The sequence below is a fragment of the Streptomyces sp. NBC_00289 genome, assembly GCF_041435115.1.
Lineage (GTDB): Bacteria > Actinomycetota > Actinomycetes > Streptomycetales > Streptomycetaceae > Streptomyces.
The window spans coordinates 1-17,963 of record NZ_CP108050.1; the positions used below are offsets into that span (position 1 = coordinate 1).

The window sequence follows — 17,963 nt, forward strand, 5'->3', positions numbered from 1 at the left end:
TACGGCGCGGAGCGCCGTAATTCGGTCCGTATTTGAATTCGCGGAGCGAATTCCCCGCGCCCGGAATGCAGCGCAGCGCAATTCCGGATTCGGTCGCAGACCGAATGGGAGAGTGCGGAGCACTCGAATTCTCTTCGAATTCGAAACCGGCTCGCCGCCGAAATTCGAGAAATTCAGATTCGGCCGATTGCGGTAATTCCGAAGGAATTGCACGTTTTTGGAGAGGGGGTGAATTCCTATTTGATCTCTGACTCGTGGAAATTGCGAGGCTTTATGGGGGGCCCGTTCGGTCGCCTTGCGCGGCCGTTTTGGCGACCACTCTACGCGATGTCCTCGCAGGTCAGATGGCGTTACCGCCGGTATCTCTAGCGGTAGTGCGTCCGGCTGGACACGTGAATTCACCCACCACCTTAGCGGGTGGTGGGTGAATTCGGGAGGGTGAATTCGAGGGTTAGACAGCCGCGATGATGAGCGCGGCGACGCCGAGCCAGAGCATGTGCCAGCTCTGGTCCAGGGCGTACGCGCCGGTCCCGAGCGTCGCCGCCGGGGTGCCCTCCTCGGTCACCGGGTGGGCGGGGTGAGCCGGGGTACCGAGGCTGTAGAACTCGGCCTTTCCGCAGGTCGCGGCCAGTTTTGCCAGCGTCGTGCGGCGGTCGGCCCAGTAGTGCGAGGCGGCGTCCACGGTGAGGCCGGCCACCAGGCCCAGCACGGTCACGGACAGGCTCAGGACCAGGGCGACGGGGGCGAGGACGGCGGCCTTGGTGAGGGTCAGGCCGATGACGTGCCGACCGCAGGCGAGGCGGCCTGACCAGCCGGGCAGGCCCTTGGTGGCGGCCTGGCACGAGGACTGGACCCAGTGGTCTCCCACGGTGTGGCCGATGTAGAGGGCGACGAAGACAGCGGCGAACAGGGCGGCGGTGTCGGTCATGATGGGGTCTCTCCTGGTCTGGTGACGGGTCGGGAGGACGGGGCGGCCGTGCGCCTGGCAGTGGACGGCCGCCCCCGCTCGGGTCAGTCGCGGGTCGGCTCGGTGCTGCCGTCGGCGGCCTCCAGCTCGGTCACCTGGAAGCCCAGGATGTCGGCGAAGACCTCCTGGGCCCGCGGCTTGCCGCTCAGGCCGCGCACGTTGAGCGAGCCGTCCCGGGCCTCTGCCGTCACCTCGCCCACCCTGCCGATCAGGTCGGTGCGGTCGGCCAGGGGACCGGACACGCCCGTGATGCGGACCCGCTGACCGATGACGAACCCGCCGGCCACCCGAGTGCCGGTCGAGTAGGGCGAGACGCCCTCGTCGGTCGGGGTGCCGAAGAAGCCGTTGCCCGGGGTGGTGGCGTGGCTGCGGTGGATGCGGAAGGCGTCGTCGTCGGCGGTGGTGACGATCGGGTCGGTGGGCCGGGCCGGGTGCCCGCAGGCCCCGCAGTGCTCGCGCTCGGGCCCGCCCTGGGTGGCCCAGCGCTCCCACGAGGTGGCCGCGCGGTTCATCACGACGTTGCGCCGGGACTGCGCGGTCGACTTCGCGACGTCCATGGCCAGGGCCAGGTCGCCGATGCTGCCCCCCAGCTCCTGGTGGCGGCGTACGGCTGCGTCCCGGATGCCCTGGAGGCGGGGCAGGAGGCGGTGGTCCAGGTCGTTGAGGACCGTGTACAGCGCTTCCGGGGTGACGTCGGTGGCGCCCTGGCCGCCTCGGTCGCTGTAGCCGTTGCGCAGGAGGGCGAGGGCCCACAGCGCGGTGTCGAACCAGTCCGCGAGGGTGCCGGCCTCGAAGCCCAGGGCTTCGGCCTCGCCAGGGGTCAGGCTGATGGTGATGTCCAGGCCGCCCCGGATCGCGTCGGCGCCGCTGCGGAAGCTGGGGTTGGGGGTCTGGGTGCTCATGGCTGCCTTCCGGTGAAGGGGTACGAAGGTTCGTACCCACATCTCTAAGGTACGAAGGTTCGTACCCCCCGTCAAGGGACTGTCGTGAACTCGCGGGTCCGTGGCCTCATGACGTCACCAGGGCGACGCTGCAACGTGCAGCGCTGCCCGTGCAGCATCGGCGTTCACACAGGTCAGGGCCGCAACGCTGCACGCGTTGCGGCCCTGTGTTGCAGCAGAGGTTTCAGCCCTCTTCGGTCGCCAGATGCGGGAACGGGTCGGGCCAGGCGTCATGGCACGGCTCACACACGCCGTACGCCCATGCGTGCACCCGGCGGCAGTCCTCGCACGCCCTGCGCCCGCAGGTGAGGCACCGCCCGTCGCCCTCGCGGTCCTCGTAGTAGACGACGACGTGCGGCTTCTCCGGGTCCTGCGGACCCTTCACCGCAGCCGCTTCAGCAGCGCCCGCCTGGTCGCGTCGTGCTCCCGAGCGAGCCTGAGCACCTCGCGGAAGACCTCGGCCTTGTCGAGGTTGCGGCGCTGCGCCTGCACCCGCAGTTCGAGGACGAACTGGTCGACCTCCGCCGACTCCTCCGGGTCGAAGCGGATCGTCGTCGGGATCGCGTCGGCAGCGGAGGGCGGTGGGCGCCGGCCCCCGCGCGTCCGTCCCGGCCGGGGAGGCTGAGCGGGCGGCAGCTCGTGCTCCTGGTCGCGCCTTTCCTCCGGGGCCTGGTCCTCCTCTGTGCCCCGGCCGCCGACCTTCAGCGGCCCCGTCTTCGGCGTCAGCTTCGGCGGGGCGAGGGGCGAGGACGACGCGGGGATGTTCCGCTCCTTCGGCGGGTTCACGCGGCCGGCACCTCCTTCACGAACCGCTGGGCCAGGTTCTCGAACACGCCCCGCACCTCGGAGCTGTCGCTGATCTCGTCCAGGGGCTGCGCGTACTCGTCTGCGTTCGTGATCAGCGACCGGCGCGGGACCACGCCCCACACCTGGTCCCCGAAGATCTGCCGGGCCCCGTCGAGCTGCCCGACGTGCGCCCCGACGCGCATGTCGTACGCGCTCACCACGAGGCCCAGGAAGCTCAGGTCCGGGTTGCCCAGGTCGTCGGCAGAGGCCGCCACGAAGTCCCGGTAGCGCACCGCGGCTTCGATGCTGTCGTACTCCGGCTCGGTGCTGGCCAGTGCGAAGTGACAGGCCCCCAGCGCCATCTGGGTCAGGTGCCCGAGCGAGGGAGGGCAGTCGATAAGGACGTAGTCCAGATCGTCGTCGGTGCCCTTCAGCGACTTCGCCAGCCGCCGCCAGGCGCCCCGCATCCCGGCCTCGGTCGCCCGGTCCTCCAGCGTGTAGCGCGCCGGGATCAGCCTGATCCGCTCCGCGTACGGCGTCGTCCAGCCGATCGGCTGCCAGACCTCGGCGGCCTGGCCCTCGAAGACGATCTGCTTCTCGTTGTATTCGATGGCCTCCGCTGCGGTGAGCTGCGGAGCGTCGGGGTTGTCCTTCCACCCCAGCCGCCGCGAGGCGTTGCCCTGCGGGTCGAAGTCGACCACGCCGACCCGCTTGCCCGCCTTGGCGAGGGCTTCGGCCAGGCGGACGGCCAGGGTGGTCTTCTTCGCCCCGCCCTTGTTGTTGCCGATCGCCACGCGTGTCGCCATCGGTCCTCCTTCGTCGGTGTCGTCGGAAGCGTAGAGCCTGCCTGGTGGCCCCACGAGGCCGCGAGGCCGTGCGTCCACCAAAGGGTGACTCCGGTCGGGGGCTGCACCCCCGTATGCGTAAGTGCTGCCGGAAACGTGTAGCCCCTGTAGCCCCTGTAGCCCCCGCGCAGGTCAGAGCCCTGTTTTCGGGGGCTACACAGGTAGCCCCGGGGTAGCCCCCGGGTGTAGCCCCCCGCGTTAACTGCCCCGGAGAGGGCCTTTTGAGGACCGGTCCGGGGCCCGTCGCGTCACCAGGTCGCGCCTCTGGTCGCGCCTCTAGTCGCGCCTCTAGTCGCGCTCCTGGTCGCGTCTCTGGTCGCGCCTCTGGTCGCAGCGGAGGGCAGCGCGAAGCGCACGAAACCGCAGACCGCAGGGTCTGCGAACGGGGGTGGGCCGCGCCGACTACTTCCCTACAGAGGGTCTGTGCGAAGTCGGACCCGATGCCGTCGACCGCTTCGGCCAGGAGCTTGCTCTACAAGTGGCCCTACAAGTTGCTCTACAAGTTGCTCCTCAAGTTGCCCTGCAACCTGCTCTACAACTTGCCCCCAGCCGACGCCCGGCGGAGCACCGAGAGGGGCCCTGAGCTGCATGGTCAAGGGGGCCCCGGAGTGCTCCACCGACGCCGACAACTTCTCTACGAGGGTGTCTCGCGGAAGCCGGACCCGTGCCGACGTCCGATGCGGCCCTAGACCCAGGACCCAGGTTGCTGGGTCCCGAGGAGGGCGTTTGCCCAGGGCGAGCGAGGTTGTTGGGTCCTGGGTCCGCTGGGTTCTGAACAGTGACACAGAGGGCGGCGCGGTCTGCGTCCACCTGGGAGAACAGGGGGTCGATGACACAGATCAGGTTGTGTCACCGCCGATCTGTGTCATCGCCTGTCGCGCCGACGTCAGGGGCGGGGGTCGATGGGGGTCAGCCCAGCTCACGGCGTGCGACAGGCGCCCGTGCGACAGGCCGTGCGACAGGCCGTGCGACAGCACGAAGGGCCCCCGCCGGCGTCCGGCGAGGGCCCTTCAGGCGGGCGGCTCAGTCGTCGACTCCCAGGGCCTCGCTCACGGCCTTGCGGGCACGGGCGAGGTCGGCCTCGCTCACGTCCTCGTCGCACTCCAGGTTCGACAGCCACCCCGTGATCTCGTTCGGGTGCCAGGTCCGATCGAAGGTCGGGATCTCCAGCGGGGTGGTGGAGCTGGACATGGTCACCTCGGACCACTCGCCCGAAGTGCCTTCCCTGCGGCCGGCCGACGCGGTGATCCGGCCGATGAGCTGTTCGGCCTCGTCGGGGGCCATGGTGTTCTTCGAGCTGACGCCGACTTCGTCGCGGGGGGCGATGTCCACGGGGGTCCTCCTGGTGGTGGTGATCGGCAGGGGCGGGGCGCCGTACTGCGGGGTCGGTGCGCTGGACAACGAGCGGGTCACCCGTTCGGCTTCTTCCGGGCCGGAGCCAGCAGCAGCAGGGCCGCGCGCAGGCTCACGTCCAGGCCGTCCTCCTCGCGGTCGAAGCCGAGCGAGGAGGCGAAGGCGCCGGCCTGCCCCGGCAACGGCATCATCGGGAACCGCGCGCCGTGGAACTCCTCGGAGCTCCCGGCGAAGTCCCGCGCGTACTGGTGGAACTCTTCGGCAGTGCGGTACCCGTAGTCGTCCGCGCCGTCGGGCAGGTAGCCGGGGTAGATGCCGTGTTCGCGGGAGCCCCACGCCAGGCTGAGCAGCAGCGCGGCCCGGGTCTCCGGTTCGGCCCGTTCCCACGTCTGGGTCACCTCCTGGTCGTGGAGGGCGTCCTCGAGGAGCGGGTGGCGGTCGATGGCTTCGGCCAGGGTCATGGTGACGTCGGGGATCTGCATCGCGATGCCCAGCGGGTGCCCGGCGCCGGCCATCTCGCCGAACGCGCTCACCTGGTCTCCCCCGTCCTCGGGGTCGACGTCGTGCTCGGGGTTCCATCCGCTCTCGGTCATGCCGTACAGCTCCGGGTCGTCCACGATCGCCTCTTGGATCTGCCGACCGATGGTCTCCATGTGCTTGGCCATCGACGGGGTGGTGCCGGGGAACCGGGTGGTCGTCTGGAGTGCCATGACGATCAGGTAGAGGTCTTGCCGGTGCATCTTCAGCGAGACCGGCGGCATGTCCTTCCACCTGGCGTACGCGGCTTCCAGGACGTCGACGCCGGGGGGCTTCTGGTCGGTCACGGCTTCTCCTTCGGTCGGGTGGTGCTCTGATGAAGCCTCATCCTGCCGTCTGCCGGAGGCTCTACGGCGGGGATTCAGCCGATTAGGTGACCCCGTGGCCTCGTGGCGTCACGAGGCCACGAGAGGGGCCCGCACAGCGAGCGTGCGGGCCCCGGCGGATCAGTTGTAGGTGACGTTCTCGATGTTGGACGCTGCGGTGTCGATCTGGCTGGCGACCGGCATGTTCCAGTGGTCCGCGATGAGCTGCGCGCACTCGCTCCACTTGTTCGCCTCGTAGGCGAGGATGAACGCCTTCGCCTTGTTGCCGGTGAGGGTGGCCTCCATCTGCCCGTACCAGTCGTTGTTGGAGATCCTCCAGTCGCCGTCCGCCTCCGCGTCGATGCTGGACGGGAACGACCGCTCCTTCTCAGGCGCGACCGGACCAGCCGGGCCCCCGCCGCCCTCGCCTACTTCACCGCCCCCAGCGGGCGCGGTCGGCGGTGCGGCCGGGGGAGCCGACGGAGCTGCCGGGGGTGCGGCGGGCGGTGCCTCCGGGGCGGGAGCCTTCTCCTTCTTGCCCTTGCCCCGGCCGAACAGCCGCCCGAGCAGACCGCGCTTCTTCTCCCCGCCGCCTTCGGTGCCGGCCGCAGGCTCCGGAGCCTGCGGGGTCGGTGCCGGGGTCGGTGCGGGCGCCTGCTCCGGGGCGGGTCCCTGCTCCTGGTCCTTCTTGCCGAGTCCGAACTTCCACCACTTGGCCATGGCCGATCACTCCCCCCGCTCAGCGGTGTACTGCTCGATTGCGTTGTGGATGAAGACTCGGTGGTCCTCGGTGACCTGCTCGAACATCGGCAGGAAGTCGGCCATCGGCACGGTGTTCTCCGCCGTCCACTGCCCGCCCTGCGACCCGAGCTTCATGCCGTCGGGCTTCGCCAGCTCGGGGTCGGCCTCGTTGCTCGCGAACCCGGCGGCGTCCACGTTCACGTACAGCGGCGTGACGCCCTCCTCGCGGGCGAACGCCACCAGGTTGCGGTACATGTTCGCCGTGGCGTGCGACAGCAGCATGAAGGCCCAGTCCGGCCGCCAGTAGATGTCCTTGGTGTACGCCTCGCCCGTGGCGTAGTCGAGGCGGGGACCCTTCGAGCGGCCCAGGTAGCCGCGGAACGACTGGTACACCGCGCCGTTGATCTGCTTGGCGAACTTCGCGCCCGGACGCCCGGCCTCGGCCGCCGCCACGATGTAGACCCGCGAGTCCTTGACCTTCTTGTAGAAGCCCTCCAGGGCCCGCTTCGAGTCCTCCCAGACCCACGCCTCCAGGATCTGCGGTTCCCACGTCGGCCACAGCACCTTCAGCAGGTCCATGCTCGGAGTGGCCACCCAGTAGCCGCCCTCCTCAGCCTCCTTGAACACCAGCGGCGGCAGGCCCGGCAGCGCGACCAGGCCCGGGATCTCAGCGATGCGCCAGTACCCGGCGAACCGCTTGTTGTACGCGATCGTCCCGCCGTCGAAGTGGGTCGGCTCCCCGATGCCGAGCTGCACGTTGGAGTACGCGGGCAGCCAGGCCGCCGTCTTGTCGTACTCCTGGATCCAGGCCGCCGCCCGCTGCTCCTGGGTGAACTCGGCCAGCGGCTTCTCCCAGATCTGCGGGACCATCGCCCAGTTGACGCAGTCCTTGTTCTCCGGGTCAGCCGGGGGCACGATCCGCCGGCGGATCGCCTCGCACGCGACGTCCGGACGGCCCAGGCCGCCCGCGAAGTCCTCGCCCGTCTTGTTCGGGGAGGCGTAGTAGGGCGTCACCTCCGGGGAGGCGTCGCGGCCGTGCCGGGTGGACAGGGTCCACACCATCAGCGCGTCCAGCAGGACTTCCGGCGTCTCCGGTCCGGCCAGACCGGCCAGGCGGGCCTGCCGAGCCTTCTTGATCCGGTCGTCGTAGGCCGGGACCGCGACCGACAGCCGCTCGTCACGGGCCTTGTCGGCCAGGACCAGCGTCATCCAGCAGGACAGAGCCGCCGGACGCATCGAGGCGATCGGCCCGCCCTCGGTCGGCGTCGCCCACTCGTGAGCGACCGGCGTCTGGGCTCCGATCCTGCGCACGTACTCCGTCGGACCCAGCCCCTTCGCCTCCCGCTCCTGCGTGACACCCAGCGCCTGACGCTCCTTGAGCGTGGGCAGGCCCATGGGCTCCATGGCCTCCTCGTGGACGTACAGGGTCTTGATCCCGTACGCCTGCATGAGGGCCGGGACCTGGTCGACGTGCCGGGGGAGCGAGACGTGTACCGGTTCGTGGTTGGGCAGGAACAGCCGCCCATTGCCCAGCACCGCGAACCGCAGCGCGGACGCGGTCCGGCCCTTCGCCTTGAACTCCAGCTCCAGCCACTCGCGGTCACAGCCCGGCTCGTCCGGCTGGATCATCCGCGCGGCAGGGAACACGGCCGTCGTCGTGGCCTCGTGAGCCCGCGAGGCCGTGGCCTCTTCAGCAGGGGAGAGATCCTCCTCGGAGAACTCGAAGGGCAGCGGTGTAGGACCCGCAGCCCCGGTAGCCCCGTCGCTGGTCGGGGCCTGGTCGGCCGGGGCTACCGGGCCATCTGAGGGGTAGCCCCCGGGTGTAGCCCCGCCCGGGAACTGCCCGTCAGAACCGCCGTCCGGCTCGTCGCCCGGCTCGTCGGGAGCGAACAGCTCAGCCGCCCGGCGGACGTCGAAGCAGTGCATCCTCTCCCCGAGTCCGTGACCCCGGATCGCCTTCGGCAGCTTGCGCTGCACGTTCCGGCCCGCGTCGCGCTTGTGGACCCCGCGGTCGCGGAGCTCCCCCAGCGCGGCCGACACGTTGTCGATCCCGGCCTGGAGGGCGGCCTCCTGGACGACGGGGTTGACCACCCACCACTCGCTCGTGTCCGGGTTGTAGAACCCGCGCAGCCGCCGGAAGCCCTCCTTGGAGGCAGTCGGCAGGTCGTCCATGTCGGGGAACGCGGACTTCTCGATCCGCAGCGCGTCCAGGGCCTCCCACAGCTTCTCGTGGTCGGAGACGTTGTTCTCGGCAGCGACCTGGATGGCGGCCTGGAGGCGCGCGGCGGCCTCCTTCTCAGCGACCTCTCCCAGCGTCGGCACGCCGATGGCCTGCCCGAGCATGTGGGCACCGACGACCCAGGCCATGTGCATTTCCGCGATCGTGCCCGCGATCCCGCCCTCTGCAGGGCGGTACTTCGCGCACAGCTCAAGGTGGAACTTCTTCAGCTTGGCCAGGTTCTCCGCCCGGTACATGCCCTTGCGGATCGCCCACTCCAGCGGCCAGCCGCCGAACTCCTTCGCCAGCCGCTTCAAGCGCTTGGAGATGTGCTCCGCTCCACCCAGGCCGGGGTCGGCCGGGGCGCCCTCGGAGTCGACGAACTTGTTCGGGAAGAACGGCGCCGACACCTCGTGCAGGCGCGAGGCCAGGTCTTCCGTCTGGCCCGAAAACTTCAGCGGCTCGTTGCTGGTCGAGAACGCAGCCGAGTTCCAGAACCCGTCCGACTCGCGAGGGCTGCCGTCGGCGCTGCCGATGGAGCGCTGTGCGCCGGCCACGTACTGGCTGATCTCGCGGGACGACTCCTTGATGGAGCGGCCCGAGCTGCTGTGCTCATCCATGCCCAGCGGCAGGAAGCCCCGGAGCCTGAGCGTCTGGCCGATGCCCTGCTTGCTCGCGTCCCAGCTGATCAGGATGCGCTGGCGACGGGGCTTGATGTCACCGAAGCAGGCGCACGACACGGTGAGGATGGTCGACTTGCCCTGCTGCCCGGGGCCGTAGGCGTTGACCATGTGCGGCAGCACGTCCAGGGCGTCGAAGACGGGCCCGGCGAACATGAAGCCCATGCACAGCGCGGACTTCCCGCAGTCGCAGGCCCAGGCACCGATCTCGTCCCACGCCTCCCGGGCGTCCTTCTCCTCGCCCCGCAGGACGCGGTACCCGAGGGTCTGAGCGTCAGCCTCCGGGAAAACCAGGTCCCCGGCTTCGTTGTAGTACGTCCGAGCCGAGACGATCGGAGCCTTGTCGCCCGCCTCGCGGATCAGCCTGGCGAACGCGTGGCGCTCGTCGTTCCCGGTGGGCCGACGCTGGCCGGCCTTCGAGGACCAGGTGCCACGGTCCAGTTCGTCTTCGGTGTAGATGCGTGCGCGCCGCTGGCGCTTGCCGATGCCCAGGTACTCGGTGCGGATGTCCTCGCCGTCGTCGGTGAGGTGGACGATCTGAGCGGTGATCCTCGGCACCTGGCCGATGGGAAGGAGAGCGTCCTCAGGGTTCTGCCGGTGCAGGATCATCCGATCTGCTTCCCGGTAGAACCAGCCCCGCTTCATGCCCGCGATCGGGCGGCATCCCGCCGGGGTTCCGCCCCGTTCGAGGTTCGAGACCGACCCGCGGCGACGCTGCGGCGGGACGTCTCCGTCGGTCGACGGGGTCTCGGTTGACTGGTGAGTCACGTGAGCCTTTCTAGGCCCACTGGGCGAGTGGTAGGTGTCCTAGAACACCAGGGGGGAGGAGAAATCTCCTCACCCCTGCCTTACACTCGGCAGCAGACCTTGTGATGGTCGCCGCGTAGCCCTTCTCCGGACTTCGACCTCTTTCAGGCTTCGACCCCTGATTGAGACCCGGGTGGGGCTCGCGGCTTTTTTGTGTTTACGGATCTTGTTCGTGCGTTCTGTGCAGCTTACGTCCGGTAGCGGACACCCCTACGCGCGGTAGGGACACCACATTCGGTCAGGAGATCGAGAGGGGGTGTCCAGGGGCGTACACGCCTTCCCCCACGCCGATCACCTTGTGGCCGGTCACGTAGATGCTGCGCAGGAGGACGACGGAGTAGATGCCGTCACCTAGCCCGAGGGCTTGGCGGTCTTCCTCGGTGGCGATCCGGGACGTCACCTCCTTGGAAGAGACCTCAACGCTGTTGCCAGAGCGATCCTCGTAGACCGCTTGCCACGTGGGGTCACAGGCTTGGGGCTCATCAACCTCGGGGACGACCTCGGCAACGTCCAGGTGAACCCAGGACTGAGACGCCTGAAGGATGGAGTCTCCGCGGTTCACGGTCCGCACCCGGTTGACGCACTCGCCCTCTCCGAGGTGTGCGGCGACCCAGTCGGGGGGCTGTACCCGGGTGCTGCTCTTGTGGTGAATCGTCTCCCCCGGCTGCGTGATGCCCCGGATGCGCTTGGTGCCAGCGATGAGTTTCCTACGGTCGGAGACGAACACGCCCTTGCCCTGCTGGCTGTGGACGTAGCCCTCCGCCTTGAGCAAGGCGATAGCGCGGTAGACCGCGTTGTCGCTCAGGGCGAACTGCTTCATCAGGGCCTGGGTCGGCGGGAGCTTGTTGCCTGCCTCCAGCGTGCCTCGGTCGATGCGGGCCTTCAGATATGCAGCCATGCCAGCAACGGTGCCTGTCATTTTCGCCTCCCTCAGTCTTCCTATCGGATGTTGCTTGACGATACCTGAATCATGACCTAACTTCCTACAGGAAGCTACTTCCTATCGGAAGTTTCTTCGATCACACGCAGAACGGCCCTGACCTGGTGTCCAACCACCTGGTCAGGGCCTGAGACCGATCCCCGTTCTGAAACACCAGAAGGGAGCGATCCTCCGTGGATCGTATCGACGCACAGCCGCTGTCCGCGGCTTCGGCTGAACGGCTCGACACGCTGTTCCGCCTCTACGGCACCCGCCTCTTGGCCTACGCCCGGACCCAGACCCGCGACGCCGACGCCGCTCAGGACGTCGCCGCCGAGACCTGGATTCGCGCAGGCCGTGGCATCCACAACCTCCGCAACGACGACGACGGCGCCTTCGCCTGGCTGCGGGTCATCGCGCAGCACGCCGCGTCCTCCTACTACAGCGGCTACGAGCGCCCCGAGGACTGGACGGACGCCGTCGCCTCCCGCGCCCTCCCGGCCGCCGCGTCCGCTGAGGACGTCGCCCTGACTGAGCCGCCCGCGCCGGCCGACGTCGACCCCGAGCTGGTCGCCGCGCTGGACGCGCTCCCCGAGCAGGACCGCAAGGTCGTCCGCCTCCGCAGCGAGGGCCTGACCTGGGAGGCCGTCGGCCAGTCCTACGGCCGGACCTGCGGCACGGCCTACCGCCGCTACCACCGCGTCATCAACTCCCTGCGGGCCACGTCCGCGCTGGCCGGGTGATCGCGATGGCCGTGAACCCGACCACCGACCCCGCCGCCGCTCAGCACATGGCCCAGGCCGCTCAGGCCGCCGCCGCCGCTGAGGCCGCGCGCCAGGCCGCCGAAGCGCTCCGGGCCCAGCAGCAGGGAGGCCAGAAGTGAGCCTTCGCCGCGAGACCAAGCGCGAGGACGACGCCCGCACCGGTGCCCTGCTGGACGCCGTGGACAAGGCGTTCGACTACGACGGCCTGGCCCAGTACGACGACCCGGACTTCGAGGACGTCGTCCTGTTCGGCATCGCGGGTGACCCCGCTCAGCAGTACCCGCCCGCCGGCCACAACTACCCGAAGAGGGGCTGACCCATGGCGAACACCCGCCGACTGGACCGCGAGATCGCCCTGGCTGCTCGCAAGCTCGAAGCCGCGAAGCAGGGCGAGATGTGGCCGCTCACCGGCTCGGAGAGGCGTCGGGTCCTGACGGCTCTGGCCGGTGGCTCGTACAAGGTCGCCAGGGGCAAGAGCCCTGGCCGCGCCGAACGGAAGCTGGACGCCGTGACGAGCGAGATCCAGAGCCGTCTGAGTGCGGAACTCACCGCCCTCCAGACCGCGAAGCAGCAGATCATCACCCAGGCCGCCACCGCCAAGGCCGCGAAGAAGACCGAATCGAAGTGGTGGTGATGGCGAGCGCGAAGGCTCTGAACCCGCCGAAGGGTCAGTGCCGCCAGTGCTGGCTTCACGCCTACGACAGCCGGGCCCAGCACAAGCACCTCGCCCCGCGCGAGGACTGCCCGGCCTGCGTGTCCCACATGGGCGGCAAGTGCCCCGACTCGATGATCGTGAGGTGACCCGATGAGGACCCTGATCGCCCTCCCCGTGTTCTACGTCGTCTCCCGGGCCCCGCAGCTCGGTGGGCTCCTGGTCGGTCTCGGCCTGGTCGGTCTGCTGACCCAGAGCGGGATGCCGATCGCCTCCGGGCTCGTGGTCCTGGCCGTCGCCCTCCTCGGCTCCCTGGCCGTCGGCCTCGCCTGCGCCCTGCCCCTGCTGGCCACGACGAACGGCGGTCGCCGCGCCGTCAAGGACGCCTGCTGGCAGGCCGCCGACGACGTTGCCGACTGGGCCGGATGGGAGACCGGACCACCGAATCCGTGACCTGTCCGCTCCCCGTGGTGGGCTCGTGGACCCACAAGCCCATGAGCCCACCACACCCCGACTACCAGCCAAGGAGGTGACCGACGTGAAGTTCTTCGACCCGGACGGCGAGGAGTACGGCATCCCGACCTACCCGCGCAAGTTCGCCCCCGAGGGCCTGGCCACTCGCCGCCAGCTCCGCGCCCGGGGCCTCCGTCCCAACGGCCAGGACGTTGTCGCTCAGATCCTCTGGCACGGCCGGCGCGACCCGCGCACCCGGGTCCGCCCGGTCCGTGCCGCCTACCTCTACCGCATCGACCTGGCCGCCCCCGTCCGGCCGATGACGCCGGGGCGGATGCGCGCGGTCGCCGCCATGATGCGCGCCCGCCGCACCTGCTCCGACTGCCTCGTCACCTACGACTTCGTGATCCCGACGTCCCTCGGCTGCTGCCCTGGGTGCGCCGACAACCCGGCCGCCCTCGCGGCGTGAAGGAGAGACCAGCCATGAACCACAACGAGATCCAGCACTTCGAGCCGCAGCCGCTGCCCGTCATCCCGCCCGGCATGACCGTCGCGTACACCGTCCAGGGCCAGCCGGTCTACGTCCCCCAGCAGCAGGCCCAGCCGCAGCCGGTCATCGTCCAGATGCCGTCCCAGCCGATCCCGACCTGGCTCCGCAACGGCCTGATCGCCTCCGTCGGCCTGTTGATCCTGTGCACCCCCGCCGCCGTCCTCCTGGTCGTCGCCGCCCCCGCCATCGCCGCTACCGGCGTCGCCGTGGCGGGGGCAGGCCAGGCCATCGCCTACAGCGGCATCGGCGTCGGCATCGGCGTGATCGGCGTCGCCGCCGCCATCAAGAGCCTGCGCGAGACGCCCCGCGCCGCGAAGAAGAAGTGACCGTCACCCGAACCCTGATGACGTCACGAGGCCGTGAGGCCGCGACGTCACAACAAGCCACGAAAGGCAGCCTGACCATGAAGAAGTCCCTCGGCTGGGTGAAGATCACCCTCCTGTCCGTCACGGCCCTGGTGATGGTCGGCGTCGGCGCCCTCGGCGGTGTCGGCACCTACTCCAACCTCTCCCACCGCTACGGAGGCGAGACCGCCCTCGGTGCCCTCGGCGCCGGTGAAGGCGCGACCGCCGTCCTGGCCCTGGTCCTCCTCGTCACCACCGTGTTCAACCGGCCTGCCCCGAAGCTGGTCCGCCTCGGACTGTGGGCCCTGCCGGCCGCCGCCGCCGTGATGGGCGCGACCGCCGCCAACGGCACGGGCCAGACGATCGTGTACGCCCTGACCCCGATGGCCATCACCGCGTCGGCTGAGTCCGTCGCCTACCTCGCACGCCTCGCCGTCGTCCACCAGGAGGGCCGCGACGTCGAAGCGGAGGCCCGCGCCGCCGCCCTCGTCCGTGACCTGGCCTACCACCAGGCCCGCGCCGCCGCCCACCCGGACAAGAAGGTCCGCGAGAAGTCGGTGAAGAAGTCCTGGAAGCTCGCGGCGAAGGTCGGCACGGGCGACACGACCCTCGGGACGGACCTGCTGGACGTCCAGCGCGTCCGCCTCACCCAGGGTGCCGACATCGCCTTGGAGCGGATGTTCGCCCCCGGCCTGTCCGCCACGGCCCCCGCCCTCGCCCCGGCATCCGCCGACACGGTCCCCGCCATCCTCGCCGCGTCCGCTGATGACGCCACGAGCCCGCGCACCCACGAGGCCACTATCCACGCGGACACGAACGGATATCCGGCCGACGAGGGCTCTGACCAGGAAGAAAGCACCGAGAACGTCCGCCCGACCCTCAAGGTCGTCCGCGACGTCAAGGCCAAGGGCAAGTCCATGCGCGCCGACGTCCGCGAAATGGTCGCCAGCGGCGTCACGAACGTCCGGCACGTGGCCGACGCCATCGCCACCCGCCACGGCCGCGACGCCGACGACAAGGGCTTCCAGGCCACCGTCGGCAAGTACGTCCGCGAGGCCAAGGCGGACATCCCCCAGGACGACAGCGCCAACACCGGCCAGTACCTCTGACCAACCGCCCGGCAGGCCCACTCCTGCCAGAGACCACCTGCCGGGCGGCTCCGGTCCCTCCCACAAAGGGGAAGAACCTCATGCACAGCATGTCCGCCCTCGCGGCGAACACCACCACCACACCCCCGGCCGTCGGCGGCTGGGGCCTCGCCGCTGTCGTCGTTGTCCTCCTGGTCATCGCCACCAAGAAGGGCGCGGGTGCCGCCGCCACCGGCCAGACCGGCAAGGTCCGCAGCTTCTTCCGCGCCCTGATCAGCGCTTTCAAGGCCCTGGGCAGCATCTTCCGCGCCATCTGGGCCGTCGTGCGCTTCTACGGCGGCCGGGAGCTCCGGGGCGAGCCCCGCAGCACCGCCACGTTCCTCCGCGCCGGAACCCCGATCGGTGGGCCCGTGCAGGCCCCGCCCACCGTCTCCATGGACTCCGTGGCCGCCCTCCCGCCGAAGGTGAGCCTGGTCAAGAAGCCGCGCCGCCAGCCCAGCCCCTGGGCCCGGGACGCCGCCGCCTGGCTCAACGACTACAGCGGCCGGGGCGCCCGTGCCCTCGACCGCGCCGTCCGTACGGCCCTGTGGAGCGCCCGCGCCGCCGGGAAGCTCTGGCGCTTCCTGCGGGCCATCTGGCGCTTCCTCGCGGCCGTCTACGCCTTCCTGGCGCCGGTCGTGGCCGCCCTCGCCCGCGCGGCGCGTGGCTGGCACTGCTGGCCGTACGCCGCCCGCGGCCTGGCCCGCCTGGCCCTCACCGCCGCCCTGGTCGGCCTCGCCGTCCCGGCCTGGCGCACCTGGACCGTCCTCGGCCTGGTCCTGGTCGCGGCCGGCGCTTTCGCCCTCGCCCACCGCTTCCGCCCGACCCCGCCCGGCGATGACGCCGTGTACGGGCCCCGGATCTGGGCCGTCCTCCGTGACGACCTGGACCTCCCCGGAGACGAGCCGCGCGAGAACTGGCTGCGCCTCCCGGCCTCCCTGGCAGCCCCGGACGCCCGGATCGTCATCCGCCTGCCCTGGACCTGGCGCGGGTCCGACATCGACCGCGAGAACCTGTCCGCCCTGGTCAACAGCCGTATCCCCGGGCAGTGGGTCGGCCGGGTCAGCCTGACCGGCGAGACCTTCACCGCCGTCTACACCCACAAGCCCGCCCCCAAGCCGCCGGCCCCCGTGCCCACGCCTCCCAAGGCCGTCGACATCGAGGAGCCGCGCGTCCAGGAGGCCCTGGCCAACCTCGCCCCGGAGGAATTCCTCCTCGGTGCAGACGAGAACAACGAGCTGGTTGTCCGCCGGATGGCAGGCGAAGTTTCGCACTGGGCCTACTCCGTCGGCTCCGGTGGTGGAAAGTCCACGACCCTCCAGTGGCTCGCAGTCCAGATGATTCTGAAGCGCGGAACCATCGTCGGAGTTGACCCGAAGCTCATCAGCCTTGCGCCCCTCGAAGGGGTGCCCGGCGTATTCCTCTACAAGGACCCCGAGAACGGCCGCGATATGCGCAACGTTCTTTACTGGGTGGCCGACGTCGTGATGGCTCGCTTTTACGAGATCGAGCAGGGCACCGCGAAGGAATTCGACCCGCTGTATGTGTTCCTGGAGGAATGCAACGAGCTTGCCGGAATCCTCCGGAACGTGTGGAACAAGATTCGCACTAAGAAGGGTGATGACAAGGACCCCGCCGCCGATCCGATTTGGGAAGAGGCCGTTGCCCGCATTCTCCGCTTCGGCCGCGCGGCGAATGTCCACCTGCTCGCAGTGTTCCAGGACTTCAAGGACAACGAATTCAGCGGCCAGTCCCTCCGTCCGCTTTTCCCGTTCAAGGTGCTCGGCAGTTATGACCCCCACCAGTGGGAGCGCATTACCGGACTGCCCAAGAGTGTTATGCCCCCGAGCGTGCGGAAGCCGGGCCGAATGGTCACCGTGACCGACGGAGTTCCTTTCTCCTACCAGACCCCCTATCTGTTCCTCGACGAGGAGAACGAGGACGGGGAAATGGACAGGCGCGGTGCCAGCGAAGAAGAGGCCAAGGTCCTCTACAACAAGCTCTACAAGGAGCTGCGCGAGCGCCACGGGTGGAGCGACCGCGGCCTCTACAGCGAGCCGCCGGCCAACAGCCCCCGGGGCGTCCCGCGGCTCCTCCAGGACCGCCTGGAGGGCCTGTCACGTGACACCGACCCCAACACGCCGAACGGGGGCTCTGAGGGGGGTCTGAGCGACGAAACCGCAGGTCGCGGTGTCACGCTCCCTGGCAGTGTGACACCCGGCGTGACACCCCAGCGTGACAGGCTGCGCCTGGTCCCCGGCCAGGGCGGCGCCGAGGGCTCAGAGGACCCCCTGGCGGCCCCCGTGCTCCTCAGCGTGGCCGAGATCGCCCGCGAGATGCAGGCCCGCGGCTACGACATCGAAGCGGGCCTGATCCGCACCCACAAGTCGCGCCGGGACAAGGGAATGAACAACGGATTCCCCACCGGTATCGGTGAGGGGCGCGACGAGAAGTTCACGCTGGCCCAGCTCATCACCTACTACGAGCAGCGCGGCATCGAGAAGCGCGAGGAAAGCGAGGCAGAGGCAGAGCAGGACGACGCTGTCTGACCTGCGGAAACACGGAAACGGCCCCCTCTACGGAGGGGGCTTTTCCATGCCCGGGGGTGCCGTAGAATCCCAGAAACTACACAGGCAATCGGTGTGATGCATTCCAGAAAAGAGGGGTTGCGGGCCCCTCGATTGGGGGTGTATAAACGTGTTCTGAGGGTCCGATAAGGGCCCAGAAAATCACCGGAGAATCACCCTGATTGATCGGTTCGGAGAATTCAAGAAAGGGGCAAAAATGGGGAAGATCGGAAATTCTGAGAATTCAGAAAATGGGCCGATGCGCGAAGCGCGAGGCTCTGGAATTCGAATTCTTGGCCGCGCCGATAAACGGCGAGAAACCCCCGGCTGAAAGTCGCGAAGCGGCTTTCATAAAGGCCGCAAGCGGCCTCGGATTCCGAATTCGAATTCGCTCCGCGAATTCATGG

At 69.4% G+C, this 17,963-nt stretch carries 20 protein-coding genes; 10 read left to right on the plus strand and 10 right to left on the minus strand.

Features of this window, described 5'->3' with window-relative positions:
- Positions 1-451: 451 nt before the first annotated feature.
- From OG985_RS50510 to OG985_RS50555, 10 genes are all read right to left on the minus strand, one after another.
- Positions 452-928 (minus strand): transcriptional regulator, encoded by a 477-nt coding sequence (locus tag OG985_RS50510; protein ID WP_331718133.1) that lies wholly within the window; start codon positions 926-928, stop codon positions 452-454.
- Positions 929-1,011: 83 nt separating this feature from the next.
- Positions 1,012-1,869: a hypothetical protein gene (locus OG985_RS50515; protein ID WP_331718134.1), complete on the minus strand. Its 858-nt coding sequence runs from the start codon at positions 1,867-1,869 to the stop codon at positions 1,012-1,014.
- 223 nt (positions 1,870-2,092) lie between these two features.
- Positions 2,093-2,293 carry a hypothetical protein gene (locus OG985_RS50520; protein ID WP_371674823.1) on the minus strand — a complete coding sequence of 67 codons (201 nt, stop codon included), beginning with the start codon at positions 2,291-2,293 and terminating at the stop codon, positions 2,093-2,095.
- Entirely contained in the window at positions 2,290-2,694 is a 405-nt protein-coding gene (locus tag OG985_RS50525) for a hypothetical protein (RefSeq protein ID WP_331718135.1), read from the minus strand. The genes OG985_RS50520 and OG985_RS50525 overlap by 4 nt, the downstream gene beginning before the upstream one ends.
- Entirely contained in the window at positions 2,691-3,500 is an 810-nt protein-coding gene (locus tag OG985_RS50530; protein ID WP_331718136.1) for a ParA family protein, read from the minus strand. Before OG985_RS50530 ends, OG985_RS50525 begins: the two co-directional genes overlap by 4 nt.
- 1,062 nt (positions 3,501-4,562) lie before the next feature.
- Positions 4,563-4,952 carry a hypothetical protein gene (locus OG985_RS50535; RefSeq protein ID WP_371674824.1) on the minus strand — a complete coding sequence of 130 codons (390 nt, stop codon included), beginning with the start codon at positions 4,950-4,952 and terminating at the stop codon, positions 4,563-4,565.
- Positions 4,949-5,716, minus strand: coding sequence for a hypothetical protein (locus OG985_RS50540; RefSeq protein WP_331718138.1), 768 nt, complete (start codon positions 5,714-5,716; stop codon positions 4,949-4,951). Before OG985_RS50540 ends, OG985_RS50535 begins: the two co-directional genes overlap by 4 nt.
- Before the next feature lie 159 nt (positions 5,717-5,875).
- On the minus strand, positions 5,876-6,454 hold the full coding sequence (locus OG985_RS50545) for a hypothetical protein (protein WP_331718139.1): 579 nt from the start codon (positions 6,452-6,454) through the stop codon (positions 5,876-5,878).
- Positions 6,455-6,460: 6 nt separating this feature from the next.
- Positions 6,461-10,141: a DUF927 domain-containing protein gene (locus tag OG985_RS50550; protein ID WP_371674826.1), complete on the minus strand. Its 3,681-nt coding sequence runs from the start codon at positions 10,139-10,141 to the stop codon at positions 6,461-6,463.
- 277 nt (positions 10,142-10,418) lie between these two features.
- Positions 10,419-11,078, minus strand: coding sequence for a GntR family transcriptional regulator (locus OG985_RS50555; protein WP_371674828.1), 660 nt, complete (start codon positions 11,076-11,078; stop codon positions 10,419-10,421).
- Between the two features lie 215 nt (positions 11,079-11,293).
- Between OG985_RS50555 and OG985_RS50560 the strand changes: the two genes are divergently transcribed.
- The 10 genes from OG985_RS50560 to OG985_RS50605 all read left to right on the plus strand — a co-directional run bounded on the left by OG985_RS50560 (position 11,294) and on the right by OG985_RS50605 (position 17,538).
- Positions 11,294-11,842: a sigma-70 family RNA polymerase sigma factor gene (locus OG985_RS50560; RefSeq protein ID WP_331718142.1), complete on the plus strand. Its 549-nt coding sequence runs from the start codon at positions 11,294-11,296 to the stop codon at positions 11,840-11,842.
- A 5-nt stretch (positions 11,843-11,847) separates the two neighbouring features.
- On the plus strand, positions 11,848-11,982 hold the full coding sequence (locus tag OG985_RS50565) for a hypothetical protein (protein WP_331718143.1): 135 nt from the start codon (positions 11,848-11,850) through the stop codon (positions 11,980-11,982).
- Positions 11,979-12,179: a hypothetical protein gene (locus OG985_RS50570; RefSeq protein WP_331718144.1), complete on the plus strand. Its 201-nt coding sequence runs from the start codon at positions 11,979-11,981 to the stop codon at positions 12,177-12,179. Before OG985_RS50565 ends, OG985_RS50570 begins: the two co-directional genes overlap by 4 nt.
- Before the next feature lie 3 nt (positions 12,180-12,182).
- Entirely contained in the window at positions 12,183-12,497 is a 315-nt protein-coding gene (locus OG985_RS50575) for a hypothetical protein (RefSeq protein ID WP_331718145.1), read from the plus strand.
- Positions 12,497-12,664 carry a pRL2-8 gene (locus tag OG985_RS50580; protein ID WP_331718146.1) on the plus strand — a complete coding sequence of 56 codons (168 nt, stop codon included), beginning with the start codon at positions 12,497-12,499 and terminating at the stop codon, positions 12,662-12,664. The genes OG985_RS50575 and OG985_RS50580 overlap by 1 nt, the downstream gene beginning before the upstream one ends.
- A 4-nt stretch (positions 12,665-12,668) precedes the next feature.
- The gene (locus OG985_RS50585; RefSeq protein WP_331718147.1) at positions 12,669-12,968 is read left to right on the plus strand and encodes a hypothetical protein; all 300 of its coding nucleotides are present in this window, start codon (positions 12,669-12,671) and stop codon (positions 12,966-12,968) included.
- Between the two features lie 85 nt (positions 12,969-13,053).
- Positions 13,054-13,437 (plus strand): RRQRL motif-containing zinc-binding protein, encoded by a 384-nt coding sequence (locus OG985_RS50590; RefSeq protein WP_371674831.1) that lies wholly within the window; start codon positions 13,054-13,056, stop codon positions 13,435-13,437.
- A 14-nt stretch (positions 13,438-13,451) separates the two neighbouring features.
- On the plus strand, positions 13,452-13,844 hold the full coding sequence (locus tag OG985_RS50595; protein ID WP_331718149.1) for a hypothetical protein: 393 nt from the start codon (positions 13,452-13,454) through the stop codon (positions 13,842-13,844).
- Between the two features lie 77 nt (positions 13,845-13,921).
- A complete protein-coding gene (locus OG985_RS50600) occupies positions 13,922-14,971 on the plus strand; it encodes a conjugal transfer protein (protein WP_371674830.1) in 1,050 nt (349 codons plus the stop codon).
- Between the two features lie 80 nt (positions 14,972-15,051).
- Entirely contained in the window at positions 15,052-17,538 is a 2,487-nt protein-coding gene (locus OG985_RS50605; protein WP_331718151.1) for a hypothetical protein, read from the plus strand.
- Positions 17,539-17,963: the final 425 nt, after the last annotated feature.

Excerpts from the sequence above, each read along its gene's own strand:
- OG985_RS50510 (WP_331718133.1), bottom strand. The coding sequence starts at position 928 with ATGACCGACACCGCCGCCCTGTTCGCCGCTGTCTTCGTCGCCCTCTAC.
- OG985_RS50515 (WP_331718134.1), bottom strand. The coding sequence starts at position 1,869 with ATGAGCACCCAGACCCCCAACCCCAGCTTCCGCAGCGGCGCCGACGCG.
- OG985_RS50530 (WP_331718136.1), bottom strand. The coding sequence starts at position 3,500 with ATGGCGACACGCGTGGCGATCGGCAACAACAAGGGCGGGGCGAAGAAG.
- OG985_RS50545 (WP_331718139.1), bottom strand. The coding sequence starts at position 6,454 with ATGGCCAAGTGGTGGAAGTTCGGACTCGGCAAGAAGGACCAGGAGCAG.
- OG985_RS50555 (WP_371674828.1), bottom strand. The coding sequence starts at position 11,078 with ATGGCTGCATATCTGAAGGCCCGCATCGACCGAGGCACGCTGGAGGCA.
- OG985_RS50565 (WP_331718143.1), top strand. The coding sequence starts at position 11,848 with ATGGCCGTGAACCCGACCACCGACCCCGCCGCCGCTCAGCACATGGCC.
- OG985_RS50575 (WP_331718145.1), top strand. The coding sequence starts at position 12,183 with ATGGCGAACACCCGCCGACTGGACCGCGAGATCGCCCTGGCTGCTCGC.
- OG985_RS50580 (WP_331718146.1), top strand. The coding sequence starts at position 12,497 with ATGGCGAGCGCGAAGGCTCTGAACCCGCCGAAGGGTCAGTGCCGCCAG.
- OG985_RS50585 (WP_331718147.1), top strand. The coding sequence starts at position 12,669 with ATGAGGACCCTGATCGCCCTCCCCGTGTTCTACGTCGTCTCCCGGGCC.
- OG985_RS50595 (WP_331718149.1), top strand. The coding sequence starts at position 13,452 with ATGAACCACAACGAGATCCAGCACTTCGAGCCGCAGCCGCTGCCCGTC.
- OG985_RS50600 (WP_371674830.1), top strand. The coding sequence starts at position 13,922 with ATGAAGAAGTCCCTCGGCTGGGTGAAGATCACCCTCCTGTCCGTCACG.
- OG985_RS50605 (WP_331718151.1), top strand. The coding sequence starts at position 15,052 with ATGCACAGCATGTCCGCCCTCGCGGCGAACACCACCACCACACCCCCG.